Source organism: Hydrogenophaga sp. SL48 (assembly GCF_021729865.1).
In the GTDB taxonomy this organism is placed as follows: domain Bacteria; phylum Pseudomonadota; class Gammaproteobacteria; order Burkholderiales; family Burkholderiaceae_C; genus Hydrogenophaga.
The window spans coordinates 5,195,001-5,221,601 of the sequence record NZ_CP063400.1 but is presented as its reverse complement, the minus strand read 5'-3'; the positions used below and the strand labels follow the sequence as shown (position 1 = coordinate 5,221,601).

Annotated in this window: 12 protein-coding genes, 4 tRNA genes and 8 rRNA genes (1 of these 24 cut by a window edge); 4 read left to right on the top strand and 20 right to left on the bottom strand. The window is 59.2% G+C overall.

The window, feature by feature from the left end:
• Positions 1 to 9: 9 nt before the first annotated feature.
• The 7 genes from gmhB to IM738_RS24840 form a co-directional block, all read right to left on the bottom strand.
• Positions 10 to 594 (bottom strand): D-glycero-beta-D-manno-heptose 1,7-bisphosphate 7-phosphatase, encoded by a 585-nt coding sequence (gmhB, locus tag IM738_RS24870; protein ID WP_236963665.1) that lies wholly within the window; start codon positions 592 to 594, stop codon positions 10 to 12.
• A gap of 40 nt (positions 595 to 634) precedes the next feature.
• Positions 635 to 2,755 carry a glycine--tRNA ligase subunit beta gene (glyS, locus tag IM738_RS24865; protein WP_236963664.1) on the bottom strand — a complete coding sequence of 707 codons (2,121 nt, stop codon included), beginning with the start codon at positions 2,753 to 2,755 and terminating at the stop codon, positions 635 to 637.
• Positions 2,756 to 2,771: 16 nt separating this feature from the next.
• Positions 2,772 to 3,692, bottom strand: coding sequence for a glycine--tRNA ligase subunit alpha (gene glyQ / locus IM738_RS24860; protein WP_236963663.1), 921 nt, complete (start codon positions 3,690 to 3,692; stop codon positions 2,772 to 2,774).
• 114 nt (positions 3,693 to 3,806) lie between these two features.
• Positions 3,807 to 5,636: an apolipoprotein N-acyltransferase gene (gene lnt / locus IM738_RS24855; protein WP_236963662.1), complete on the bottom strand. Its 1,830-nt coding sequence runs from the start codon at positions 5,634 to 5,636 to the stop codon at positions 3,807 to 3,809.
• A 23-nt stretch (positions 5,637 to 5,659) separates the two neighbouring features.
• Positions 5,660 to 6,526 (bottom strand): HlyC/CorC family transporter, encoded by an 867-nt coding sequence (locus tag IM738_RS24850; protein WP_236963661.1) that lies wholly within the window; start codon positions 6,524 to 6,526, stop codon positions 5,660 to 5,662.
• A gap of 171 nt (positions 6,527 to 6,697) precedes the next feature.
• Complete coding sequence (locus IM738_RS24845) at positions 6,698 to 7,345, bottom strand: GNAT family N-acetyltransferase (protein ID WP_236966408.1); 648 nt, start codon at positions 7,343 to 7,345, stop codon at positions 6,698 to 6,700.
• A 222-nt stretch (positions 7,346 to 7,567) separates the two neighbouring features.
• Positions 7,568 to 8,041, bottom strand: a complete 474-nt coding sequence (locus tag IM738_RS24840; protein ID WP_236963660.1) for an Lrp/AsnC family transcriptional regulator — start codon at positions 8,039 to 8,041, stop codon at positions 7,568 to 7,570.
• Positions 8,042 to 8,163: 122 nt separating this feature from the next.
• Between IM738_RS24840 and hppD the strand changes: the two genes are divergently transcribed.
• Positions 8,164 to 9,282, top strand: a complete 1,119-nt coding sequence (hppD, locus tag IM738_RS24835) for a 4-hydroxyphenylpyruvate dioxygenase (RefSeq protein WP_236963659.1) — start codon at positions 8,164 to 8,166, stop codon at positions 9,280 to 9,282.
• Here the strand turns inward: hppD and IM738_RS24830 are convergent.
• Entirely contained in the window at positions 9,272 to 10,282 is a 1,011-nt protein-coding gene (locus IM738_RS24830; protein ID WP_236963658.1) for an esterase/lipase family protein, read from the bottom strand. The genes hppD and IM738_RS24830 overlap by 11 nt on opposite strands.
• 99 nt (positions 10,283 to 10,381) lie before the next feature.
• Between IM738_RS24830 and IM738_RS24825 the strand changes: the two genes are divergently transcribed.
• The 3 genes from IM738_RS24825 to IM738_RS24815 all read left to right on the top strand — a co-directional run bounded on the left by IM738_RS24825 (position 10,382) and on the right by IM738_RS24815 (position 13,848).
• On the top strand, positions 10,382 to 11,116 hold the full coding sequence (locus IM738_RS24825; protein WP_236963657.1) for an FFLEELY motif protein: 735 nt from the start codon (positions 10,382 to 10,384) through the stop codon (positions 11,114 to 11,116).
• A 68-nt stretch (positions 11,117 to 11,184) separates the two neighbouring features.
• Positions 11,185 to 12,906 carry an AMP-binding protein gene (locus IM738_RS24820; protein ID WP_236963656.1) on the top strand — a complete coding sequence of 574 codons (1,722 nt, stop codon included), beginning with the start codon at positions 11,185 to 11,187 and terminating at the stop codon, positions 12,904 to 12,906.
• A gap of 9 nt (positions 12,907 to 12,915) precedes the next feature.
• Positions 12,916 to 13,848, top strand: a complete 933-nt coding sequence (locus IM738_RS24815; RefSeq protein ID WP_236963655.1) for an MBL fold metallo-hydrolase — start codon at positions 12,916 to 12,918, stop codon at positions 13,846 to 13,848.
• Positions 13,849 to 13,924: 76 nt separating this feature from the next.
• Here the strand turns inward: IM738_RS24815 and rrf (IM738_RS24810) are convergent.
• The 12 genes from rrf (IM738_RS24810) to IM738_RS24755 all read right to left on the bottom strand — a co-directional run.
• Positions 13,925 to 14,037: ribosomal RNA gene (gene rrf / locus IM738_RS24810) — 5S ribosomal RNA — on the bottom strand.
• A 171-nt stretch (positions 14,038 to 14,208) separates the two neighbouring features.
• Positions 14,209 to 17,085: ribosomal RNA gene (locus tag IM738_RS24805) — 23S ribosomal RNA — on the bottom strand.
• Between the two features lie 323 nt (positions 17,086 to 17,408).
• Positions 17,409 to 17,484 (bottom strand) — tRNA-Ala (locus IM738_RS24800).
• A gap of 27 nt (positions 17,485 to 17,511) precedes the next feature.
• Positions 17,512 to 17,588: transfer RNA gene (locus IM738_RS24795), tRNA-Ile, on the bottom strand.
• 99 nt (positions 17,589 to 17,687) lie between these two features.
• Positions 17,688 to 19,220 (bottom strand): 16S ribosomal RNA (locus IM738_RS24790).
• A gap of 489 nt (positions 19,221 to 19,709) precedes the next feature.
• Positions 19,710 to 19,822: ribosomal RNA gene (rrf, locus tag IM738_RS24785) — 5S ribosomal RNA — on the bottom strand.
• Between the two features lie 171 nt (positions 19,823 to 19,993).
• Positions 19,994 to 22,870: ribosomal RNA gene (locus IM738_RS24780) — 23S ribosomal RNA — on the bottom strand.
• A gap of 323 nt (positions 22,871 to 23,193) precedes the next feature.
• Positions 23,194 to 23,269, bottom strand: a tRNA-Ala gene (locus IM738_RS24775).
• A gap of 27 nt (positions 23,270 to 23,296) precedes the next feature.
• Positions 23,297 to 23,373 (bottom strand) — tRNA-Ile (locus tag IM738_RS24770).
• A 99-nt stretch (positions 23,374 to 23,472) separates the two neighbouring features.
• Positions 23,473 to 25,010: ribosomal RNA gene (locus IM738_RS24765) — 16S ribosomal RNA — on the bottom strand.
• 489 nt (positions 25,011 to 25,499) lie between these two features.
• Positions 25,500 to 25,612, bottom strand: a 5S ribosomal RNA gene (gene rrf, locus IM738_RS24760).
• A 171-nt stretch (positions 25,613 to 25,783) separates the two neighbouring features.
• Positions 25,784 to 26,601: ribosomal RNA gene (locus IM738_RS24755) — 23S ribosomal RNA — on the bottom strand; it runs 2,059 nt beyond the window's last position.
• Together the 16S, 23S and 5S rRNA genes with 4 tRNA genes alongside form the textbook arrangement of a ribosomal RNA operon.

The window sequence follows — 26,601 nt, the reverse complement described above, 5'->3', positions numbered from 1 at the left end:
AGAGGTGGGTCAGGTTGTGGCCTCGGGCTGCGCGAGCAGCCAGTCGGCAAAAGCACTCAGATCCTCGTGCAGGCGCGTGCCCTCGGGCAGGCCCGGGACCGGTTCGCTCAGCACGCCGTCGTTGTCCGCCAGACCGCGCAGGTACTCGGACTTGCCGGTCAGCAGGAGGTGGGGCGGGCAGCCCGCCGTGGCGCCGGCCTGCACATGGCGCAGCGCGTTGCCGGCCACCGGCACGGCCTCCAGCGGAATGCCAAAGCGGTCACCGATCTGCTCGAACAGCCCCGGCTCGGGCTTGCGGCAGTGGCAGGCGTCTTCGGGCGCGTGCGGGCAGAAAAAAATCGCTTCCACACGGCCTCCTGCCGCCGCCAGCTGGCGGTGCATCTTGGCGTGGATGGCGTTGAGCGACGCCACATCAAACAGGCCCCGCCCCAGGCCCGACTGGTTGGTGGCGATGACCACACGCCAGCCGCTCTGGTTGAGCCGTGCCACGGCCTCCAGCGCACCAGGCAGCGCCTCCCACTCGTCGGCCGAGGCCACGTAGTCGTCGCGGCTGCGGTTGAGCGTGCCGTCGCGGTCGAGGATCAGCAGTTTCATGCGGGCTTCCTTCTGGGGTCCGTGACGGTGTGCGGGGCGATCAGGCCGCGAGCCTGGACAGGTCGGCCACGCGGTTCATGGCGTCGTGCAGCGACTTGAGCAGGCCCAGGCGGTTGGCCTTGAGCGCCGGGTCCTCGGCGTTGACCATGACGCCGTCGAAGAAGGCGTCGACCGGCGTGCGCAGCGCGGCGAGCGCCTGCAGGCTGGCGGTGTGGTCGCCCGCGTCGAACTTCGCGTTGGCAGCAGGCACGGTGGCCTGCATCGCGGCGTAGAGGTCTTTCTCGGCTGGCTCGACGAACAGCGCCGGATTGACCGCCGCGCCCTCGCCTTCGGACTTCTTGAGGATGTTGCCGATGCGTTTGTTGGCGGCCGCGAGCGCGGGCGCTTCGGGCAGGGAGGCAAAGGCGCGCACGGCCTGCAGACGCTGGGCCACGTCGGCCAGGCGCTGCGGGCGCAAGGCCAGCACGGCGTCGACTTCCTGCGCGCTGGCACCCTGCTCACGCAGGCCGCCGGCGAGGCGGTCGTAGATGAAGTCGGTCAGCGCACCCGTGGCGTCGGAGATCTTGTCACCAAAGGCGGGAACAGCCGCCGCAAGCAGCGCGGTCAATTCCAGCGGCAAGTCCTTCTCCACCAGCATGCGGATCACACCGAGCGCATGCCGGCGCAACGCGAACGGGTCCTTGTCGCCGGTCGGCAGGTTGCCGATGCCGAACATGCCCACCAGCGTTTCCAGCTTGTCGGCCAGCGCCACCACCACACCGGTCTGGGTGCGCGGCAGTTCGTCGCCCGCGAAGCGCGGCTTGTAGTGGTCTTCGATGGCGAACGCGATGTCTTCGCTCAGGCCGTCGTGGCGCGCGTAGTAGCCGCCCATGATGCCCTGCAGCTCGGGGAACTCGCCCACCATGTCGGTCACTAGGTCGGTCTTGGCCAGGCGCGCGGCCAGCAGCGAACGCGCCGCCAGCTCGGGGCCACCCAGCTGCAGGCCGATGGTCTCGGCGATGGCGCAGACACGCTCCATGCGCTCGCCCTGCGTGCCCAGCTTGTTGTGGTAGACCACCTTGGTCAGAGCCGGCACGCGGCTCTCCAGCGTCTTCTTGCGGTCCTGGTCGAAGAAGAACTTGGCGTCGGCCAGGCGCGGGCGCACCACGCGCTCGTTGCCGCCGACCACCGCGCTCGCGTCGGCCGGGCTGATGTTGCTGACCACCAGAAACTGGTTCGTCAATTTCCCGGAAGCGTCCAGCAGCGGGAAGTACTTCTGGTTGGCCTTCATCGTGAGGATGAGGCACTCCTGCGGCACGTCGAGGAACTGCTTCTCGAACGCGCAGATGAGCACGTTCGGGCGCTCGACCAGCGCGGTCACTTCGTCCAGCAGCGCGTCGTCGTCGATGGGCTGGCAACCGCCACCCACCTTCGCGGCCGCGGCGGCCAGCTGGCGCGCGATCTCGGCCTTGCGGTCGGAGAACGAGGCGATCACCGCGCCGTCTTTGGCCAAGGTGGCGGCGTAGCTGTCGGCGTCGGCCAGCACCACCGGGTCCACGGCGGCTTCAAAGCGATGGCCATGGGTGCTGTTGCCCGCCGTCAGGCCCAGCGCCTTGACTGGCACCACGTCGCTGCCGTGCAGCGCCACCAGGCCGTGCGCCGGGCGCACGAAGTTCACGCTGCTCCAGCCGGGCTGCTCACAATCGGTTTCGAGCTGGTAGCTCATGACCTTCGGGATTGGCAGCTTGGCAATCGCTTCGTCCAGTGCCTTCTGCAGGCCAGCGGCCAGATCGACGCCGGGCTGCACGCTGTCGAAGAACAAGGCTTCGGCCTTGCCGTCGGGCGCGCGCTTGAGGCCGGCCACGGCGGAGGCATCGGCGCCCAGCGCACCGAGGCGCTTGAGCAGCGCGGGCGTGGGCGCGCCGCTGGCGTCCAGGCCCACGCTCACGGGCATGAGCTTCTGCGACACGGCCTTGTCGGCGGCGCGCGCGGCCACGGCCGTCACGTGCGCGGCGAGGCGGCGCGGCGAGGCGAAGGGCGTGACCACGGCGTCCGCAGCGGCCAGGCCCTGGGCCTTGAGTTGTTCGGCCAGCACGCCGGCAAAGGCATCGCCCAGCTTCTTGAGCGCCTTGGGCGGCAGCTCTTCCACAAACAGTTCAACGAGGAGGTTCTTTGTTGTCATTCTTCTGTGCTCCGGCTCACGCTGCTTTCTTGGTCATCTGCTCAACCCACTCCCGTGGCGCCATGGGGAAGCCCAGGCGCTCGCGGCTTTCGTAGTAACTCTGGGCCACGCCGCGCGCGAGGTTGCGGATGCGGCCGATGTAGGCGGCGCGTTCGGTCACGCTGATCGCGCCGCGCGCGTCGAGCAGGTTGAAGCTGTGCGCGCACTTCAAGACCTGTTCATAGGCAGGTAACGCGAGCTGCTGCTCCATCAAATGTTTGGCCTGCTTCTCGTGGGCGCTGAAGGCGGTGAACAGGAAGTCGGCGTCCGAGTGCTCGAAGTTGTAGGCCGACTGCTCTTTTTCGTTCTGCAGGTAGACGTCGCCGTAGCTCAGCGTGGAGCCATCGGCACGGTTCGTCCACACGAGGTCGTAGACGTTGTCCACGCCTTGCAGGTACATGGCCAGGCGCTCCAGGCCGTAGGTGATCTCGCCGGTGGCGGGTTTGCAGTCAATGCCGCCAACCTGCTGGAAGTAGGTGAACTGCGTGACCTCCATGCCGTTGAGCCACACCTCCCAGCCCAGGCCCCAGGCGCCGAGCGTGGGGTTTTCCCAGTCGTCTTCCACGAAGCGGATGTCGTTCTTCTTCAGATCGAAACCCAGCGCTTCGAGCGAGCCCAGGTAGAGCTCCAGGATGTTGCTGGGTGCTGGCTTGAGCACCACCTGGTACTGGTAGTAGTGCTGCAGGCGGTTCGGGTTCTCGCCGTAGCGGCCGTCCTTGGGGCGGCGGCTGGGCTGCACGTAGGCGGCCTTCCAGGGCTCGGGGCCGAGCGCGCGCAGGAAGGTGGCGGTGTGGCTGGTGCCGGCACCGACTTCCATGTCGTAGGGCTGGAGCAGGGCGCAGCCTTGCTTGTCCCAGTAGGACTGCAGGGTCAGGATGATTTGCTGAAAGGTCAACATGGTCGGGTGCCGGAGACTGAAGCCGGCGGGTGATCAGCGGTGTACAGGGGGCAGCGGCTGGCCGGAGGGGCCGGCCGCGCGGAACCGTCGATTTTACGGGCCAGCCTGCCCGCTTCAGGCGGCGCGGCGCGCGGGCGCACGGCGCCCCATGGATCGGGCGAGCGCAGCCAGCAAGAGCACCGCCCCGCACAAGCCCCAGACGGGCCACAGGCCCCAGCGCGACGCCCAGGCCGCGTAGGGCGTGAGCCCGGTCCGGCCTTGCACCGTGGCTTCCAGCCGGTCGCGGGTGAGGCGGGGCAGCTGGTGGGTGACGCGCCCGGTGTGGTCGATCACGGCGGTGGCGCCGGTGTTGGTGGCGCGCAGCATGGGACGACCCAGCTCCAGCGCGCGAAGGCGCGAGATCTGCAGGTGCTGGTCGATGGCCACGGTGTCGCCGAACCAGCCGATGTTGCTGAGGTTGATCAGCACGGTGGGCGCGCCCGCCGTGCCGGCGAACGATTGCGCCAGCTCTTCGCCGAACAGGTCTTCGTAGCAGATGTTGGGCGCGATGCGTTGGCCGGCCCAGGTCCAGGCGGGCTGGGGCAAGGCGCCGCGCGCGAAGTCGCCGAGCGGGATGTTCATCAGGTTGGTGAACCAGCGGAACAGGGGCGGGATGAACTCGCCGAACGGCACCAGGTGCTGCTTGCTGTAGCGGTAGAAGCGCTCGCCCGGGAAGGCGCCCGCGCGGTCCTTGAGCATCGTCGGCGCCATGGCCCAGGCCGAGTTGGTGTAGCCCGCTTCGTACGACCCCAGCGGGATGCCCACCAGCAGCCCCAGGCCGGGCGACGCGCTGGTGGCCGAGTTCTGCAGCGAGGCAAACAGCGGCTCCCAGAATTCGGCATTCAGTTGCTGGGGCAGCAGCGGGATGGCGGTCTCGGGCGCCACCACGAGGTCGGGCCCGGTGCCGCGCCGTTGCGCCTGGGCCGCTTCGGCCACCTGGGCCGGGTACCAGGCCAGCGCGGTGGCAATGCCGGTGCCGGTTTCGAATTTTTCGTTTTGCGGAATGTTGCCCTGGAGCAGCCAGACCTTCATCTCGCCGCTGGCGGCGGTGTCCCGCCGGCCCAGGTCGCGCCAGCGGTCACCGGCGATCACGCTCGCCAGCAACGCCCCCAGCACCACCGCCGCCAGCAACCCGCCCAGCAACGACACCCCACCACCATGGCGTGCAAACCAAGGCACGGCCTTCGGGGCGCCCAGGCGCCGCGTCGGCGGCAGCGCCCAGAGCACCAGCCGCGACGAGACAGCCGACACGGCCAGCGCCAGCGCATACGCCAACACCGCCGCGATCGCGCCCATGCCGTACACGCCGACCCAAGGCGCCCAGGCCGCCATCAGGTCCACCTGCGCATAACCGCCGGCGCCCCAGGGAAACCCGGTGAACCAGCGCCCACGTGCCAGCTCGGCCAGGGTCCAGAGCGCAGCGAACACCAGGGCCTGCAGCCAGCGCGTGCGCGGTGCCCAGGCACACAGTGCCCCGGCCGCCAGGGCATAGATCAGCGCCAGCGCGCCGGCCAGCGCGAAAACGGCGAGCACCGCCATCCAGGCCGCGAGCCCGCCGTAGGTGTGCATCGAGACGTACAGCCACCAGAAGCTGCCGGCCAGCCACACGGTGGCGAACACCCAGCCCCGCCAGACCGCCTGCCCCACCTGATGCGCATGGCGCAGCGACAAGACCAGCAGCGCGAGCGAGACGATCTGCAGCCATCCGCTGGCCTGCCCCGGTTCGATGCCCGGCAAGCGCCAGCCGTGCCACGGCCAGGCCAGCGACGCGGCCTGCAGACCGCCGGCCAGCACACCGATCACGAACCAGAACAAGCCACCGCCGCGCGCGGAACGGCCCGGGGGTCGGCCCGTCAAAGGCGAAAAGCTCGAAGGGGTGTGGAGGTTGCCGAAAAGGCTGCGCATGGGGGCCGGCGCTGCTGCGGGGGTCAGGCGCCCAAGGGCATCGGCATGACCTTGAACCACTTCACCGCGCCGCCCTTGGTGTGCAGCACCACGAAGCGCAGGCCGTCCATCTCGTGCACCTCGCCGCGCTTGGGCACATGGCCCATGGTGTGCGCGATGAGGCCGCCGATGGTGTCGAAGTCGTTGACCTCGAGTTTCAGGCCGAAGGATTCGTTGATGCGCTCGATGGAGGTGTCGCCGCTGACGCGCCAGGTGCTGTCGGCCAGGGCAAAGATGTCGCCGTCGTCCTCCACAACATCGAACTCGTCCTCGATCTCGCCGACGATCTCTTCCAGCACGTCCTCGATGGTGATCAGGCCGGCCACGCGGCCGAACTCGTCGATGACGATGGCGAGGTGGTTGCGGTTGCCGCGGAACTCCCGCAGCAGGTCGTTGAGGCCCTTGCTCTCGGGCACGAAGGTGGCCGGGCGCAGCAGGGCGCGGATGTTGAGTTCGGGCGCTCGCTGCAGCTTGAGCAGGTCTTTGGCCAGCAGGATGCCGATGATGTTTTCTCGCTCGCCTTCGTAGACCGGGAAGCGCGAGTGCGCGGTGCCGATCACCTGGTGCAGCAACTCGTCGAACGGGGCATGGATGTCGAGCACGTCCATGCGCGGTGCCGCCACCATCACATCCCCGGCCGTCATGTCGGCGATGCGGATCACGCCTTCGAGCATGACGCGCGATTCGGCGTTGATGATGTCGTTGTCCTCGGCTTCGGCGAGGGTTTCGATCAACTCGTCCTTGGAATCCGGCCCGGGATGAATGAACTCCGCGAGCTTTTGCAGGAAACCACGTTTGTCTTCATGCCGCAGGCTGCGCTGCGGCCCCGTACTGGGAGGGGAGTCGGCCACTGGGAAGAGGGGATGGTTGAAACAGCGGCAAAGGATACCGCAAGCGCAGGCCATGGGCCACCATGTGCAGGATCACAGGTCGCGCCACCCGCACACGCCGTGGAACCGGCTTGGCCGGGCCACTGGCGTGGCCCCCCTTTCAAGCGGAAGCCGCGTGAGCGGCGCAGGGGGTTATCTCGCTTTCTCCCTCGACTCGCGCACGCCCTGGCGGATTTCCTGCAGGAGGCCGAGCGCGTCCCAGAAGTGCTTGGCCTGCGCCTTGAGGTGGTAGTCGGTGATGGCCACCTGCTCGTTGAACATTTCAGTGACGCGCGAGTCGAAATCGGCGGGTGGCAGGCGCAGGTGCGCCTCACTCTCGGGACCGTCGCGCTCAATCACGGCGCCGGCCTTGCGTGCGATCTTGAGCATCGCGGTGTTTTCAGACAGCGCATGGATGAACAGCTGGTTCACGCCCTCGTTGCGCGAGTGCATGACCGCACGCTCGAAAAGCCGGCTGCCATATCCCCGACCCCGCGCCTGCTTCGACACCGACACGCCGAACTCGGCGCAGCTGGAGCACTGGGGATCGCCCGAGAAGGCGAGGTGGGCCATGGCGATCAGCTCCAGCTTCCTGTTGAAGATGCCGAACAGCTCGTCCCGCTCGAAGTTGAGCTGGTCCACGTAGCGCTGGACATGCTCGTCACTGGCCGAGTACCCAAAACGCAGGTAGCGGTCGTGCGGCTCGAGCGCCAGCAGGTGGGCGCTGATGCGAAGCAGATGCCCGCGCCCCATCGAGCGGATGGGCACCACTGAGCTCCCCGTCGAACGGGGGTCAGGCATATGCAGGGTCCCCGCCGACACCGGCAGCGCATCGCCGCCGCTCACAGACGGGGCACGGGACGGGGTGGCGGTGTAAGACATGGAAGGAAATATAAGGGTTTTCCCTGCATCGACAAGGACGCAGCCCCCTAAAGCCCGTACAAACCCGATGAGCGGGTGACATATGCCCGCCATGTGTCGCCCATTTTGCTGCATCGCAACAATTCCACCGATGAACGGGCCTCACACCGGCAAGGCGGTGGTGCTTTTCACCCGGTCCATGACGAAGCTGGTCTTGCAGTCCTGCACGCTGGGGTGCTTGAGCAGGGTGTCCATCATGAAACGCGAGTACGCCGCCATGTCAGCGACCATCAGGCGCAGCTGGAAGTCCATCTCGCCCGTGAGCGCCGCGCACTCCACCACCTCCGGCCAGCTCAGCACGCTGGCGCGGAACAGGTCCATGGGGTTGCGCTTGTTGCTGTCGGCGTGTTTCTCCAGCCGCACGTTCACATAGGCCGTGAGCCCCAGTCCCACGGCCTCGGGCCTGACCAGCGCCACGTAGCGGTCGATCACGCCGCTGTCCTCCAGCCGCTTGATCCGGCGCAGCACGGCGCTGGGCGACAGACCCACGCCTTCGGCGATCTGGTCGTAGGTGGCGCGGCCATCGGCCTGGAGGCTGCGCAGGATTTGCCGATCGAGCTTGTCAAGTGTCTGCATGCTCGGAATTTTGCAGGAAAGCTGCAAACAATCCAAGTCTAGCGCCCCAAAACGCCGAAATCGTGAGGGCTTGCGCCGATACAGTGGCGGACCGAATCAAACACACACGGAGACACCCTCACATGAATGCCCCATTGCCCACCGCCGCCGCTCCCGCCACCACTTGGGAGAACCCCATGGGCACCGACGGGTTCGAGTTCATCGAATACGCCGCGCCCGACCCGGCCGCCATGGGCGCGCTGTTCGAACGCATGGGCTTCAAGCCCGTGGCCCGGCACCGCCACAAGGCCGTGACGTTGTACCGCCAGGGCGAGATCAACTTCATCATCAACGCCGAGCCCGACAGCTTTGCCCAGCGGTTCGCCCGCCAGCACGGTCCCAGCGTCTGCGCCATTGCCTTCCGCGTGCAGGACGCCAAGGCGGCCTACGAGCGCGCCATCGCCCTCGGCGCCTGGGGCTATGCCCACAACGCCGGGCCGGGCGAGCTGAACATCCCGGCCATCAAGGGCATCGGCGACTCCATCATCTATTTCATCGACCGCTGGCGCGGCAAGAACGGCGCGAAAGACGGCGACATCGGCAACATCGGTTTCTACGACGTCGATTTCTACCCACTGCCCGGCGCGGAGCTGTCGCCGGTGGGCCATGGCCTCACCCTCATCGACCACCTCACGCACAACGTGCACCGGGGCCGCATGGCCGAGTGGGCCGGTTTCTACGAGCGCATCTTCAATTTCCGTGAGGTCCGCTACTTCGACCTGGAAGGCCAGCAGACGGGCATCAAGAGCAAGGCGATGACCAGCCCTTGCGGCAAGATCCGCATCCCGATCAACGAGGAAGGCAACGAGAAGGCCGGTCAGATCCAGGAGTACCTGGACCGCTACCAGGGCGAGGGCATCCAGCACATCGCGCTGGCCTCGACGAACCTGCCGGACACGGTGGACGCGCTGGAGCTGCAGGGCGTGAAGCTGCTGAACACCAGCGAGACCTACTACGAGCTGCTGGACAAGCGCATCCCGAACCACGGTGAGGACGTCGAGGCGCTCAAACAGCGCAACATCCTGGTGGACGGCCTGCCGGGCGAGCTGCTGCTGCAGATCTTCAGCGAGAACCAGCTCGGCCCGATCTTCTTCGAGTTCATCCAGCGCAAGGGCAACCAGGGCTTCGGCGAGGGCAACTTCAAGGCGCTGTTCGAAACCATGGAACTGGACCAGGTGAAGCGCGGCGTGCTCAAGGCCTGAGCGGCCGCCCGTTCGCTTCCTGATAGGACGTGTCCGCGTCGCGCACCGACGCCACCCAGGCGAGCGTTTCGGCCATCACACGGGGATGAAACGCCAGCGCGACATGGGCCACGCCGGGCACGTGGCGGTTGTCCGCCCCCGGGAGCATGGCGGTGGACGCCGGGAACACGATGTTGTCGGCGTTGGAGTACCAGCAGGTGAAACGGGCATAGGTGTTCGCCGGCGCCAACGCGGCTTCACGCGACTGCAGGTCGACCAGCCAGGCACCTTGCTGGCACATTTGCCGGCCGTTGGGCATGCGGCTGAAGCGCCCCAGCCAAGTGCCGTGGTGCGGCGAGCCGATGGTGATCACCCGACGCACCCGCGCATGGGCGTCGGGCGTGGCCGCGCACCAGGCCCGAGCGGCCAGGCCACCCATGCTGTGGCATACCAGCACGGGTGGTCGGCCCGTCAGCGCCTGGGCACGCCGCACGGCGTCGTCGACCAACGGGATGTAGTCGTCGATCGATCCAAACACAGGCTCCAGGTTCACCGAGGTGTAGGGCATGCCCCGGCGCAGCAGTTCGCGCATCCAGGGCAACCAGAGCCCTCGGTTGCAGACGAACCCGTGCACGAGCACCACCGCGGTCAGTCCGGGGGCGGGTGGAACGGCTTCGTCGGGGCACCGGCGCCAGAGAAACGGTTGCCGCCAGGAGAACACCTGGAGCGCCACTCGCACCTCCTGCCACCAGGCCTGCGCGAGTGTCAGTCGGCCCGCTGCTGCCACGGCATCGCCACGGTTGACCCGGTGCACCGCCACGAACTCCAGCGCCAGCACCAGCGCGTACCCGAACACCAGCAGCAACACCCCCGCCGCCGCCACGGCACCCGGCCCGTTCCAGAACCAGGCCAGCCACACGGCCACCAAGATCGCCGTCAGCACCACGGTGCATTGCTGCAGGCGCGCGAGGCGGGACGCGCGGTGCGTGGGCGCGGGGATGGCAGGCAAGGGAAGTGTCATTCGGGGACTATCGCACGGCGACGGGCGCCACCTCAGCGTGGCGACCTAGAGCAAGCCCTCTAGGGCCATGGTGCCGGCCGCCACTAGACTGCCAGCACCATGAGCGAGCCCAACCACGCAGCGCAGCACATCCGGGCGCACCTCGCGCGCGTCACCCAACTCAGAGGGGATGCCCAATGCAACGGGCTGGTTGCGGCGGTGCGAGCCGTCAAACAGCTGCAGGCGAGGCGGTTTCGCGCCACCTATGTCGATTTCATGGACGATCCGCAGCGGGCGCCCGCGACCCGGTTTTTCCTGGAAGAGCTGTACGGAGAGCACGATTTCGAAGAGCGTGATGCGCAGTTTGCCCGCATCGCCGGTGCGCTGGAGCGGATCTTCCCACCGGCCTTGTCCACCCTGGCGGTCGACCTGGCCGAGATGCACGCCCTCACCGAAGCCCTGGACCACCAGATGGCCGGACATTGGCTGGCGCTCGGCGATGGCATCGCTGCGCCCGAGCGCTATGTGCGCAGCTGGCGCCTGACGGGTCAAAGGACGGAAAGGGAACGGCAACTGGCGGTGGTGCAGCACATGGGCCAGGAGCTTCAAAAGCACACCCGCAGCAAGTCGCTGCTGCTGGCCTTGCGCATGATGCGGCGACCGGCGCAGGCCGCCGGGCTGTCGGCCCTGCAGCAGTTCCTGGAAAGTGGCTTCGCGGCCTTCGGGACCTTGGGCGACACGCAAGCCTTTCTCACCACCATTGCCGATCGGGAGCGGCGTTGGCTTGATACATTGTTCGACGCCGCACGGCCCGTCTGTGTGCAGGCGCTGGAGCGTGAGCTTGCTCGCATCTGAGCTTTGAGCGACAGGCCCCTAGGGCAGCCCCTGAGTGGCGAGCGGGCACCCGCCGTCAAAATGCCCTGATGGACCGAGCAAACCCGAACACCTTCTCCCAGCGTCCCTGGCTGGCACATTACCCCGACGGGGTGCCCCACGACGTAGACCCCACGCAGTACCGGTCTCTGGTGGCACTGCTCGAAGAGTCAATGCGCAAGAACGCCCAACGCCCGGTGACCGTGTGCATGGAGCGCTGGATGACCTACGGAGAGCTGGACGCCCACAGCGCTGCACTGGGAGCCTGGCTGCAAGCGCGCGGCATGGCGCCGGGTGCGCGGGTCGCGGTGATGCTGCCCAATGTGCCGCAGTTCATGGTGGCCATGACGGCCATCCTGCGCGCGGGCTATACCGTGGTCAACGTCAACCCGCTCTACACCGCGCGCGAGCTGGAGCACCAGCTCAAGGACTCGGGCGCCGAGGCCATCGTCATCCTTGAGAACTTCGCGTCCACACTGGAAGAAGTAATCGATCACACAGGCGTGAAGCACGTCGTGGTGGCCAGCCTGGGGGACATGCTGGGGTTCTGGTACGGCCAGTGGATCAGCTTCGCCGTGCGGCACCTCGCCAAGATGGTGCCTGCGTACAAGCTGGCAACCACAGGCTCGCTGGGCCCTCGAACCATTGTCAGCTTTCGCGAGGCTTTGAAGGCGGGTGCCGACCTGCCGCTCAAGCCCAGCGCGGCACAGCACGACAGCGTGGCCTTCCTGCAATACACCGGTGGCACGACCGGTTTGTCCAAGGGTGCGGTGCTGACCCACCGCAACGTGATCGCCGCGATCCTGCAGGCCGAAGCGTGGTTCAAGCCCGCGCTGGCCAAGATCGGCGATGTTCGGGACATCAATGGCATCACCGCCTTGCCCCTATATCACATCTTCGCGCTCACGCTGAGCCTGCTCGCTGTGCGGTGGGGTGCGCACATGACGCTGATCCCGAACCCGCGTGACATTCCCGCGCTGGTGGCCACGCTCAAACGCCGCCCCTTTCATTTGCTGCCGGCGGTCAACACCCTCTTCAACGCGCTGCTGCAAGATCCGCAGTTCCGCCAGCTCGACTTCTCCAGCCTGGCCTTGTCACAAGCGGGGGGCATGGCCGCTGCCGAAGGCACGGCCCGGCAGTGGCTCGCTGTCACGGGATGTCCCATGACCGAAGGCTGGGGCATGAGCGAGACCTGTGCCATTGGCACCAACAACCCGGTCACCCACCGTCACTTCAGCGGCACCATCGGTCTTCCGCTGCCCGGCATCGATGTGGCCATCAAGGACGACGAGGGCCACAGCCTGCCGATCGGCACATCGGGGGAGATCTGCATTCGCGGGCCCAATGTGATGATCGGGTACCACCAGCAGGCGGAAGAATCCGCCAGGGCTTTCACGGCGGACGGTTTCATGCGCACTGGGGACGTCGGCATCATGGACGACCGGGGGTTCACGCGCATCGTGGACCGCAAGAAGGACATGATCTTGGTGTCGGGGTTCAACGTCTTCCCCAGCGAACTCGAAAATGTGATTTCGCTGTGCCCAGGTGTGCTGGAATGTGCTGTGATCGGTATCGAGGATGCCAGACAAGGCGAGGCGGTGAAGGTGTTTGTGGTGCGAAACGACCCGACACTGAGCGAAGAGGACGTAGCTCGCTTTTGCCACGACAACCTCACAGGCTACAAACGCCCCAAATACATCGAGTTTCGCGACGACCTCCCCAAATCGAACGTCGGGAAAATCCTGCGTCGCGCGCTCCGCGGACCGGTTTGAGGTCACCCGATGACCCTTTCCGTCGCCAAAGATGTCCTGGCCCGCGCGGGTGTCACCGTGTTCGAGCGGGGTTGGCTCTCGGCAAACAACGTTCTGATCCAGGGCGAAGGCCCGACAGCACTGGTGGATTCAGGTTACGGCAGCCACGCTGCCCAAACCACCGCCCTGGTTTCACAGGCATTGGGCTCACGGCGCCTGGACCTGCTGCTCAATACCCATCTGCACAGCGATCACTGTGGGGGCAACGCTGCGCTGAAGGCCATGTTTCCGAACCTTCAGACACTCATTCCTCCCGGACTGGCTTCTGCCGTCACGGATTGGGACGAAAAGTTGCTGACTTACGCCCCCACCGGTCAGCATTGCCCCCGGTTCTCTCACGATGGACTTCTGCTCCCGGGGGCCTCGCTGCGACTGGGCAACGGGTTCTGGCAAGTTCACGGCGCAAAGGGGCACGACCCTCATTCGATCGTGTTGTTCCAGCCGGAAGACCGCTTGCTCCTTTCAGCAGATGCCCTCTGGCAGAACGGATTTGGTGTCGTGTTTCCAGAACTGGAAGGCCAATCGGCCTTCGACGAAGTCGGTGAAACCCTGGATTTGATAGAAGCATTGGCCCCCATCACAGTGGTTCCCGGCCATGGTTCAGTCTTTCAAGACATTCCAGAGGCGCTGGAGCGCGCGCGCAGCAGATTGCATCAGTTCAAATCAGATCCTGAACGCCACCTGCGCCATGCACAAAAAGTGTTGATCAAGTTCCGATTGCTCGAATGGCAACGAATTGAGCACGAAGCGCTTTTCGCTTGGGCGCTGAATACGCCTTACCTGAAGAATGCAATGCCTTCAACGGAGCCAGCATTGCAGAAGCAATGGCTTCGTCAGCTTTTGGCGGAGCTCGAACAGAGCCGTGCATTGCGAATGGACAGTCACTTTGTGCTGAACGCATAAACGCAATTCGACGGCACCCAGAAAGCCCAAACCCCCAGATACACGAGGTACGAGGGGGTTTGGGGGGCTTGTAAGAGCCTGACGATGACCTACTTTCACACGGGAACCCGCACTATCATCGGCGCAAAGGCGTTTCACTGTCCTGTTCGGGATGGGAAGGAGTGGTACCACCTCGCTATGGTCGTCAGGCATAACTTGTTGTCTGGCTGTGCGCATGCACAACCGGACGAATTCATAGAGCTTCGAATCAGCTGAATCTTGATTGCTGCCAACGCTATGGTCACATCGAGTGTGCCATATGGGCATAACATGACTTTACAGTCAGATGACATTTGACCTTGATGATTGCATCAAAGTTATAGGGTCAAGCCTCACGAGCAATTAGTATCAGTTAGCTTAACGCATTACTGCGCTTCCACACCTGACCTATCAACGTCCTGGTCTTGAACGACTCTTTAGGGGGCTCAAGGCCCCGGCAGATCTCATCTTGGAACGAGTTTCCCGCTTAGATGCTTTCAGCGGTTATCTCTTCCGCACTTAGCTACCCGGCAATGCCACTGGCGTGACAACCGGTACACCAGAGGTGCGTCCACTCCGGTCCTCTCGTACTAGGAGCAGGCTTCCTCAAATCTGCAGCGCCCACGGAAGATAGGGACCAAACTGTCTCACGACGTTTTAAACCCAGCTCACGTACCTCTTTAAATGGCGAACAGCCATACCCTTGGGACCGGCTACAGCCCCAGGATGAGATGAGCCGACATCGAGGTGCCAAACACCGCCGTCGATATGAACTCTTGGGCGGTATCAGCCTGTTATCCCCAGAGTACCTTTTATCCGTTGAGCGATGGCCCTTCCATACAGAACCACCGGATCACTATGTCCTGCTTTCGCATCTGCTCGACTTGTCAGTCTCGCAGTTAAGCACGCTTATGCCATTGCACTATTAGCACGATGTCCGACCGTACCTAGCGTACCTTCGAACTCCTCCGTTACACTTTGGGAGGAGACCGCCCCAGTCAAACTGCCTACCATGCACTGTCCCCGATCCAGATAATGGACCTAGGTTAGAACCTCAAACACACCAGGGTGGTATTTCAACGTTGGCTCCACAAGATCTAGCGACCCTGCTTCAAAGCCTCCCACCTATCCTACACAGATCTGTTCAAAATTCAATACAAAGCTACAGTAAAGGTTCATGGGGTCTTTCCGTCTTTCCGCGGGGAGATTGCATCATCACAAACATTTCAACTTCGCTGAGTCTCAGGAGGAGACAGTGTGGCCATCGTTACGCCATTCGTGCAGGTCGGAACTTACCCGACAAGGAATTTCGCTACCTTAGGACCGTTATAGTTACGGCCGCCGTTTACTGGGACTTCGATCAAGAGCTTGCACCCCATCAATTAATCTTCCAGCACCGGGCAGGCGTCACACCCTATACGTCCACTTTCGTGTTTGCAGAGTGCTGTGTTTTTAATAAACAGTCGCAGCCACCTATTTTTTGCAACCCTTTCGTGCTCAGATGTTCTCATCACACTACCGGGGCACACCTTCTTCCGAAGTTACGGTGTCAATTTGCCGAGTTCCTTCTCCTGAGTTCTCTCAAGCGCCTTAGAATACTCATCTCGCGCACCAGTGTCGGTTTGCGGTACGGTCAATTACAAGCTGAAGCTTAGTGGCTTTTCCTGGGACCTCGTTCAGTTACTTCGCGAGCAAGCTCGCTCGATCAACAGCCTCGGTATATGACACGCGGATTTGCCTACGTGTCGCCTACATCTGTCTAAACCGGCACATCCAACCGCCGGATAACCTATTAAGATCCGTCCCCACATCGCACTTGTAATCGGTACAGGAATATTGACCTGTTTCCCATCAGTTACGCATCTCTGCCTCACCTTAGGGGCCGACTCACCCTACGCCGATGAACGTTGCGTAGGAAACCTTGCGCTTACGGCGAGGGGGCTTTTCACCCCCTTTAACGCTACTCATGTCAGCATTCGCACTTCTGATACCTCCAGCATCCTTTACAAGACACCTTCACAGGCTTACAGAACGCTCTCCTACCACTTGCAATAAATTGCAAATCCGCAGCTTCGGTAACTGGCTTAGCCCCGTTACATCTTCCGCGCAGGACGACTCGATCAGTGAGCTATTACGCTTTCTTTAAATGATGGCTGCTTCTAAGCCAACATCCTGACTGTTTTAGCCTTCCCACTTCGTTTCCCACTTAGCCCGTTTTAGGGACCTTAGCTGGCGGTCTGGGTTGTTTCCCTCTTGAGTCCGGACGTTAGCACCCGGTGCTCTGTCTCCCAAGCTGTACTCATCGGTATTCGGAGTTTGCCTTGGTTTGGTAAGTCGCCATGACCCCCTAGCCAAAACAGTGCTCTACCCCCGATGGTAATACTTGAGGCACTACCTAAATAGTTTTCGGAGAGAACCAGCTATTTCCAAGTTTGTTTAGCCTTTCACCCCTATCCACAGCTCATCCGCTAGTTTTGCAACACTAGTCGGTTCGGACCTCCAGTACCTGTTACGGCACCTTCATCCTGGCCATGGATAGATCACTTGGTTTCGGGTCTACACCCAGCGACTGAATCGCCCTATTCGGACTCGGTTTCCCTACGCCTTCCCTACTCGGTTAAGCTTGCCACTGAATGTAAGTCGCTGACCCATTATACAAAAGGTACGCAGTCACCCTTGCGGGCTCCTACTTTTTGTAAGCATGCGGTTTCAGGATCTATTTCCCTCCCCTCCCGGGGTTCTTTTCGCCTTTCCCTCACGGTACTAGTTCACTATCGGTCGATGATGAGTATTTAGCCTTGGAGGATGGTCCCCCCATATTCAGACAGGATTTCTCGTGTCCCGCCCTACTTTTCGTTAGCTTAGTACCACACAGGTCTTTTCACGTACGGGGCTATCACCCACTATGGCCGCCTTTTCCAAAGCGTTCCGTTAAGTCTTGTGCTATCACTAACAGGCTTCTCCGATTTCGCTCGCCACTACTTTCGGAATCTCGGTTGATGTCTGTTCCTCGAGCTACTGAGATGTTTCAGTTCACCCGGTTCGCCTCGCATAGCTATGTATTCACTATGCGATACCTACTGCTAGGTGGGTTTCCCCATTCGGAAATCTCCGGATCAAAGCTTATTTGCCAGCTCCCCGAAGCTTATCGCAGGCTATCACGTCCTTCGTCGCCTATCATCGCCAAGGCATCCACCACATGCTCTTATTCACTTGACCCTATAACTTTGACGTCTTGCAACGCAAAATTACATCAAGCAAATGTCTGTCAGGTCTTTCACCTGACGCGTTATGCCGTTCAATTGATATCTTTCGATAAAATTGAATATTCGTTGACGCAATCAAAAATTCTTGTTGCTGATGGCACGGTGCACACCAAACCTTTACGAATGTGTGCTTTCCATCAGCAACGCTGATTCGACTCTATGAATTTTTAAAGAACAGCCGTGATCATCTTGCGACAACCTGTTGATCGATAGATACCGATCAACATCAAAACACCCTGCGAACAGGATGCTTTGATGTTGAAACAGACAAGTAATTGGTGGAGGATGACGGGATCGAACCGACGACCCCCTGCTTGCAAAGCAGGTGCTCTCCCAGCTGAGCTAATCCCCCAAAGTGTTGCGGTGGAATGCGAGCACTTGGTGGGTCTGGTTGGTCTCGAACCAACGACCCCCGCCTTATCAAGACGGTGCTCTAACCAACTGAGCTACAGACCCAAGCCGGTCACTAGAAACCTGGATCAATCCAGGTCGCTGGCGACTTCCTTCCAACAACCGATAAGTGTGAGCGTTTGAGCTTGATTGCTCTTTTTCCAGAAAGGAGGTGATCCAGCCGCACCTTCCGATACGGCTACCTTGTTACGACTTCACCCCAGTCACGAACCCCGCCGTGGTAATCGCCCTCCTTGCGGTTAGGCTAACTACTTCTGGCGAGACCCGCTCCCATGGTGTGACGGGCGGTGTGTACAAGACCCGGGAACGTATTCACCGTGACATGCTGATCCACGATTACTAGCGATTCCGACTTCACGCAGTCGAGTTGCAGACTGCGATCCGGACTACGACCGGCTTTGATGGATTGGCTCCCCCTCGCGGGTTTGCGACCCTTTGTACCGGCCATTGTATGACGTGTGTAGCCCCACCTATAAGGGCCATGAGGACTTGACGTCATCCCCACCTTCCTCCGGTTTGTCACCGGCAGTCTCATTAGAGTGCCCAACTGAATGTAGCAACTAATGACAAGGGTTGCGCTCGTTGCGGGACTTAACCCAACATCTCACGACACGAGCTGACGACAGCCATGCAGCACCTGTGTTACGGCTCTCTTTCGAGCACTAAGCCATCTCTGGCAAATTCCGTACATGTCAAAGGTGGGTAAGGTTTTTCGCGTTGCATCGAATTAAACCACATCATCCACCGCTTGTGCGGGTCCCCGTCAATTCCTTTGAGTTTCAACCTTGCGGCCGTACTCCCCAGGCGGTCAACTTCACGCGTTAGCTTCGTTACTGAGTCAGAAGAGACCCAACAACCAGTTGACATCGTTTAGGGCGTGGACTACCAGGGTATCTAATCCTGTTTGCTCCCCACGCTTTCGTGCATGAGCGTCAGTGCAGGCCCAGGGGATTGCCTTCGCCATCGGTGTTCCTCCGCATATCTACGCATTTCACTGCTACACGCGGAATTCCATCCCCCTCTGCCGCACTCCAGCTTTGCAGTCACAATCGCAATTCCCAGGTTGAGCCCGGGGATTTCACGACTGTCTTACAAAACCGCCTGCGCACGCTTTACGCCCAGTAATTCCGATTAACGCTTGCACCCTACGTATTACCGCGGCTGCTGGCACGTAGTTAGCCGGTGCTTATTCTTACGGTACCGTCATTAGCCCAGGGTATTAACCCAGACCGTTTCGTTCCGTACAAAAGCAGTTTACAACCCGAAGGCCTTCTTCCTGCACGCGGCATTGCTGGATCAGGCTTGCGCCCATTGTCCAAAATTCCCCACTGCTGCCTCCCGTAGGAGTCTGGACCGTGTCTCAGTTCCAGTGTGGCTGGTCGTCCTCTCAGACCAGCTACAGATCGTTGGCTTGGTGGGCCTTTACCCCACCAACTACCTAATCTGACATCGGCCGCTCCAATCGCGCGAGGCCTTACGGTCCCCCGCTTTCATCCATAGATCGTATGCGGTATTAGCACAGCTTTCGCTGCGTTATCCCCCACGACTGGGCACGTTCCGATGCATTACTCACCCGTTCGCCACTCGTCAGCACCTTGCGGCCTGTTACCGTTCGACTTGCATGTGTAAAGCATGCCGCCAGCGTTCAATCTGAGCCAGGATCAAACTCTTTAGTTCGATCTTGAATTTACTCATAAAAACGGAATTGAAGTGAACTTCACTTCTATTCTCATGAGCGTTTAAAGTCTTGCGACTTGAACTCTTTCGAGTTCGCTTTCGCAATCGCCTTCAAACGCCCACGCTTATCGGCTGTATATTTTTAATGATCCCGCAGTTTGAAGCCCCGCTTCTTTCTGCCCGCTCAGCTGCGATCAGCTGAACTTCGTATCATACATCAGTTTTTGCAGCTCTGTCAAAATATGTCAGGGTTTCCACCAACTTATTTTGAGCCACTCTGGATTTTCATCCCCGACCCACCCCAACCACCTTGTTTGCTAAGCCCTTAAGCCTTGCAGTGATCAGCGCAGCCTTGCAGTATACATCGGTTTTTGATCTCTCGTCAACCTGTTTGCAAGTTTCAAGCATCAAAAACATGATGCTTACACTTATAGAAAGCCCAAACCCCCAGATACACGAGGTACGAGGGGGTTTGGGGGGCTTGTAAGAGCCTGACGATGACCTACTTTCACACGGGAACCCGCACTATCATCGGCGCAAAGGCGTTTCACTGTCCTGTTCGGGATGGGAAGGAGTGGTACCACCTCGCTATGGTCGTCAGGCATAACTTGTTGTCTGGCTGTGCGCATGCACAACCGGACGAATTCATAGAGCTTCGAATCAGCTGAATCTTGATTGCTGCCAACGCTATGGTCACATCGAGTGTGCCATATGGGCATAACATGACTTTACAGTCAGATGACATTTGACCTTGATGATTGCATCAAAGTTATAGGGTCAAGCCTCACGAGCAATTAGTATCAGTTAGCTTAACGCATTACTGCGCTTCCACACCTGACCTATCAACGTCCTGGTCTTGAACGACTCTTTAGGGGGCTCAAGGCCCCGGCAGATCTCATCTTGGAACGAGTTTCCCGCTTAGATGCTTTCAGCGGTTATCTCTTCCGCACTTAGCTACCCGGCAATGCCACTGGCGTGACAACCGGTACACCAGAGGTGCGTCCACTCCGGTCCTCTCGTACTAGGAGCAGGCTTCCTCAAATCTGCAGCGCCCACGGAAGATAGGGACCAAACTGTCTCACGACGTTTTAAACCCAGCTCACGTACCTCTTTAAATGGCGAACAGCCATACCCTTGGGACCGGCTACAGCCCCAGGATGAGATGAGCCGACATCGAGGTGCCAAACACCGCCGTCGATATGAACTCTTGGGCGGTATCAGCCTGTTATCCCCAGAGTACCTTTTATCCGTTGAGCGATGGCCCTTCCATACAGAACCACCGGATCACTATGTCCTGCTTTCGCATCTGCTCGACTTGTCAGTCTCGCAGTTAAGCACGCTTATGCCATTGCACTATTAGCACGATGTCCGACCGTACCTAGCGTACCTTCGAACTCCTCCGTTACACTTTGGGAGGAGACCGCCCCAGTCAAACTGCCTACCATGCACTGTCCCCGATCCAGATAATGGACCTAGGTTAGAACCTCAAACACACCAGGGTGGTATTTCAACGTTGGCTCCACAAGATCTAGCGACCCTGCTTCAAAGCCTCCCACCTATCCTACACAGATCTGTTCAAAATTCAATACAAAGCTACAGTAAAGGTTCATGGGGTCTTTCCGTCTTTCCGCGGGGAGATTGCATCATCACAAACATTTCAACTTCGCTGAGTCTCAGGAGGAGACAGTGTGGCCATCGTTACGCCATTCGTGCAGGTCGGAACTTACCCGACAAGGAATTTCGCTACCTTAGGACCGTTATAGTTACGGCCGCCGTTTACTGGGACTTCGATCAAGAGCTTGCACCCCATCAATTAATCTTCCAGCACCGGGCAGGCGTCACACCCTATACGTCCACTTTCGTGTTTGCAGAGTGCTGTGTTTTTAATAAACAGTCGCAGCCACCTATTTTTTGCAACCCTTTCGTGCTCAGATGTTCTCATCACACTACCGGGGCACACCTTCTTCCGAAGTTACGGTGTCAATTTGCCGAGTTCCTTCTCCTGAGTTCTCTCAAGCGCCTTAGAATACTCATCTCGCGCACCAGTGTCGGTTTGCGGTACGGTCAATTACAAGCTGAAGCTTAGTGGCTTTTCCTGGGACCTCGTTCAGTTACTTCGCGAGCAAGCTCGCTCGATCAACAGCCTCGGTATATGACACGCGGATTTGCCTACGTGTCGCCTACATCTGTCTAAACCGGCACATCCAACCGCCGGATAACCTATTAAGATCCGTCCCCACATCGCACTTGTAATCGGTACAGGAATATTGACCTGTTTCCCATCAGTTACGCATCTCTGCCTCACCTTAGGGGCCGACTCACCCTACGCCGATGAACGTTGCGTAGGAAACCTTGCGCTTACGGCGAGGGGGCTTTTCACCCCCTTTAACGCTACTCATGTCAGCATTCGCACTTCTGATACCTCCAGCATCCTTTACAAGACACCTTCACAGGCTTACAGAACGCTCTCCTACCACTTGCAATAAATTGCAAATCCGCAGCTTCGGTAACTGGCTTAGCCCCGTTACATCTTCCGCGCAGGACGACTCGATCAGTGAGCTATTACGCTTTCTTTAAATGATGGCTGCTTCTAAGCCAACATCCTGACTGTTTTAGCCTTCCCACTTCGTTTCCCACTTAGCCCGTTTTAGGGACCTTAGCTGGCGGTCTGGGTTGTTTCCCTCTTGAGTCCGGACGTTAGCACCCGGTGCTCTGTCTCCCAAGCTGTACTCATCGGTATTCGGAGTTTGCCTTGGTTTGGTAAGTCGCCATGACCCCCTAGCCAAAACAGTGCTCTACCCCCGATGGTAATACTTGAGGCACTACCTAAATAGTTTTCGGAGAGAACCAGCTATTTCCAAGTTTGTTTAGCCTTTCACCCCTATCCACAGCTCATCCGCTAGTTTTGCAACACTAGTCGGTTCGGACCTCCAGTACCTGTTACGGCACCTTCATCCTGGCCATGGATAGATCACTTGGTTTCGGGTCTACACCCAGCGACTGAATCGCCCTATTCGGACTCGGTTTCCCTACGCCTTCCCTACTCGGTTAAGCTTGCCACTGAATGTAAGTCGCTGACCCATTATACAAAAGGTACGCAGTCACCCTTGCGGGCTCCTACTTTTTGTAAGCATGCGGTTTCAGGATCTATTTCACTCCCCTCCCGGGGTTCTTTTCGCCTTTCCCTCACGGTACTAGTTCACTATCGGTCGATGATGAGTATTTAGCCTTGGAGGATGGTCCCCCCATATTCAGACAGGATTTCTCGTGTCCCGCCCTACTTTTCGTTAGCTTAGTACCACACAGGTCTTTTCACGTACGGGGCTATCACCCACTATGGCCGCCTTTTCCAAAGCGTTCCGTTAAGTCTTGTGCTATCACTAACAGGCTTCTCCGATTTCGCTCGCCACTACTTTCGGAATCTCGGTTGATGTCTGTTCCTCGAGCTACTGAGATGTTTCAGTTCACCCGGTTCGCCTCGCATAGCTATGTATTCACTATGCGATACCTACTGCTAGGTGGGTTTCCCCATTCGGAAATCTCCGGATCAAAGCTTATTTGCCAGCTCCCCGAAGCTTATCGCAGGCTATCACGTCCTTCGTCGCCTATCATCGCCAAGGCATCCACCACATGCTCTTATTCACTTGACCCTATAACTTTGACGTCTTGCAACGCAAAATTACATCAAGCAAATGTCTGTCAGGTCTTTCACCTGACGCGTTATGCCGTTCAATTGATATCTTTCGATAAAATTGAATATTCGTTGACGCAATCAAAAATTCTTGTTGCTGATGGCACGGTGCACACCAAACCTTTACGAATGTGTGCTTTCCATCAGCAACGCTGATTCGACTCTATGAATTTTTAAAGAACAGCCGTGATCATCTTGCGACAACCTGTTGATCGATAGATACCGATCAACATCAAAACACCCTGCGAACAGGATGCTTTGATGTTGAAACAGACAAGTAATTGGTGGAGGATGACGGGATCGAACCGACGACCCCCTGCTTGCAAAGCAGGTGCTCTCCCAGCTGAGCTAATCCCCCAAAGTGTTGCGGTGGAATGCGAGCACTTGGTGGGTCTGGTTGGTCTCGAACCAACGACCCCCGCCTTATCAAGACGGTGCTCTAACCAACTGAGCTACAGACCCAAGCCGGTCACTAGAAACCTGGATCAATCCAGGTCGCTGGCGACTTCCTTCCAACAACCGATAAGTGTGAGCGTTTGAGCTTGATTGCTCTTTTTCCAGAAAGGAGGTGATCCAGCCGCACCTTCCGATACGGCTACCTTGTTACGACTTCACCCCAGTCACGAACCCCGCCGTGGTAATCGCCCTCCTTGCGGTTAGGCTAACTACTTCTGGCGAGACCCGCTCCCATGGTGTGACGGGCGGTGTGTACAAGACCCGGGAACGTATTCACCGTGACATGCTGATCCACGATTACTAGCGATTCCGACTTCACGCAGTCGAGTTGCAGACTGCGATCCGGACTACGACCGGCTTTGATGGATTGGCTCCCCCTCGCGGGTTTGCGACCCTTTGTACCGGCCATTGTATGACGTGTGTAGCCCCACCTATAAGGGCCATGAGGACTTGACGTCATCCCCACCTTCCTCCGGTTTGTCACCGGCAGTCTCATTAGAGTGCCCAACTGAATGTAGCAACTAATGACAAGGGTTGCGCTCGTTGCGGGACTTAACCCAACATCTCACGACACGAGCTGACGACAGCCATGCAGCACCTGTGTTACGGCTCTCTTTCGAGCACTAAGCCATCTCTGGCAAATTCCGTACATGTCAAAGGTGGGTAAGGTTTTTCGCGTTGCATCGAATTAAACCACATCATCCACCGCTTGTGCGGGTCCCCGTCAATTCCTTTGAGTTTCAACCTTGCGGCCGTACTCCCCAGGCGGTCAACTTCACGCGTTAGCTTCGTTACTGAGTCAGAAGAGACCCAACAACCAGTTGACATCGTTTAGGGCGTGGACTACCAGGGTATCTAATCCTGTTTGCTCCCCACGCTTTCGTGCATGAGCGTCAGTGCAGGCCCAGGGGATTGCCTTCGCCATCGGTGTTCCTCCGCATATCTACGCATTTCACTGCTACACGCGGAATTCCATCCCCCTCTGCCGCACTCCAGCTTTGCAGTCACAATCGCAATTCCCAGGTTGAGCCCGGGGATTTCACGACTGTCTTACAAAACCGCCTGCGCACGCTTTACGCCCAGTAATTCCGATTAACGCTTGCACCCTACGTATTACCGCGGCTGCTGGCACGTAGTTAGCCGGTGCTTATTCTTACGGTACCGTCATTAGCCCAGGGTATTAACCCAGACCGTTTCGTTCCGTACAAAAGCAGTTTACAACCCGAAGGCCTTCTTCCTGCACGCGGCATTGCTGGATCAGGCTTGCGCCCATTGTCCAAAATTCCCCACTGCTGCCTCCCGTAGGAGTCTGGACCGTGTCTCAGTTCCAGTGTGGCTGGTCGTCCTCTCTGTATCTTTCAGCCACAGATTGAGCGGGCTTTGAGGCTTTTACCGCACCACCACCTGGCCCGACATCGGCCGCTCCAATCGCGCGAGGCCTTACGGTCCCCCGCTTTCATCCATAGATCGTATGCGGTATTAGCACAGCTTTCGCTGCGTTATCCCCCACGACTGGGCACGTTCCGATGCATTACTCACCCGTTCGCCACTCGTCAGCACCTTGCGGCCTGTTACCGTTCGACTTGCATGTGTAAAGCATGCCGCCAGCGTTCAATCTGAGCCAGGATCAAACTCTTTAGTTCGATCTTGAATTTACTCATAAAAACGGAATTGAAGTGAACTTCACTTCTATTCTCATGAGCGTTTAAAGTCTTGCGACTTGAACTCTTTCGAGTTCGCTTTCGCAATCGCCTTCAAACGCCCACGCTTATCGGCTGTATATTTTTAATGATCCCGCAGTTTGAAGCCCCGCTTCTTTCTGCCCGCTCAGCTGCGATCAGCTGAACTTCGTATCATACATCAGTTTTTGCAGCTCTGTCAAAATATGTCAGGGTTTCCACCAACTTATTTTGAGCCACTCTGGATTTTCATCCCCGACCCACCCCAACCACCTTGTTTGCTAAGCCCTTAAGCCTTGCAGTGATCAGCGCAGCCTTGCAGTATACATCGGTTTTTGATCTCTCGTCAACCTGTTTGCAAGTTTCAAGCATCAAAAACATGATGCTTACACTTATAGAAAGCCCAAACCCCCAGATACACGAGGTACGAGGGGGTTTGGGGGGCTTGTAAGAGCCTGACGATGACCTACTTTCACACGGGAACCCGCACTATCATCGGCGCAAAGGCGTTTCACTGTCCTGTTCGGGATGGGAAGGAGTGGTACCACCTCGCTATGGTCGTCAGGCATAACTTGTTGTCTGGCTGTGCGCATGCACAACCGGACGAATTCATAGAGCTTCGAATCAGCTGAATCTTGATTGCTGCCAACGCTATGGTCACATCGAGTGTGCCATATGGGCATAACATGACTTTACAGTCAGATGACATTTGACCTTGATGATTGCATCAAAGTTATAGGGTCAAGCCTCACGAGCAATTAGTATCAGTTAGCTTAACGCATTACTGCGCTTCCACACCTGACCTATCAACGTCCTGGTCTTGAACGACTCTTTAGGGGGCTCAAGGCCCCGGCAGATCTCATCTTGGAACGAGTTTCCCGCTTAGATGCTTTCAGCGGTTATCTCTTCCGCACTTAGCTACCCGGCAATGCCACTGGCGTGACAACCGGTACACCAGAGGTGCGTCCACTCCGGTCCTCTCGTACTAGGAGCAGGCTTCCTCAAATCTGCAGCGCCCACGGAAGATAGGGACCAAACTGTCTCACGACGTTTTAAACCCAGCTCACGTACCTCTTTAAATGGCGAACAGCCATACCCTTGGGACCGGCTACAGCCCCAGGATGAGATGAGCCGACATCGAGGTGCCAAACACCGCCGTCGATATGAACTCTTGGGCGGTATCAGCCTGTTATCCCCAGAGTACCTTTTATCCGTTGAGCGATGGCCCTTCCATACAGAACCACCGGATCACTATGTCCTGCTTTCGCATCTGCTCGACTTGTCAGTCTCGCAGTTAAGCACGCTTATGCCATTGCACTATTAGCACGATGTCCGACCGTACCTAGCGTACCTTCGAACTCCTCCGTTACACTTTGGGAGGAGACCGCCCCAGTCAAACTGCCTACCATGCACTGTCCCCGATCCAGATAATGGACCTAGGTTAGAACCTCAAACACACCAGGGTGGTATTTCAACGTTGGCTCCACAAGATCTAGCGACCCTGCTTCAAAGCCTCCCCCCTATCCTACACAGATCTGTTCAAAATTCAATACAA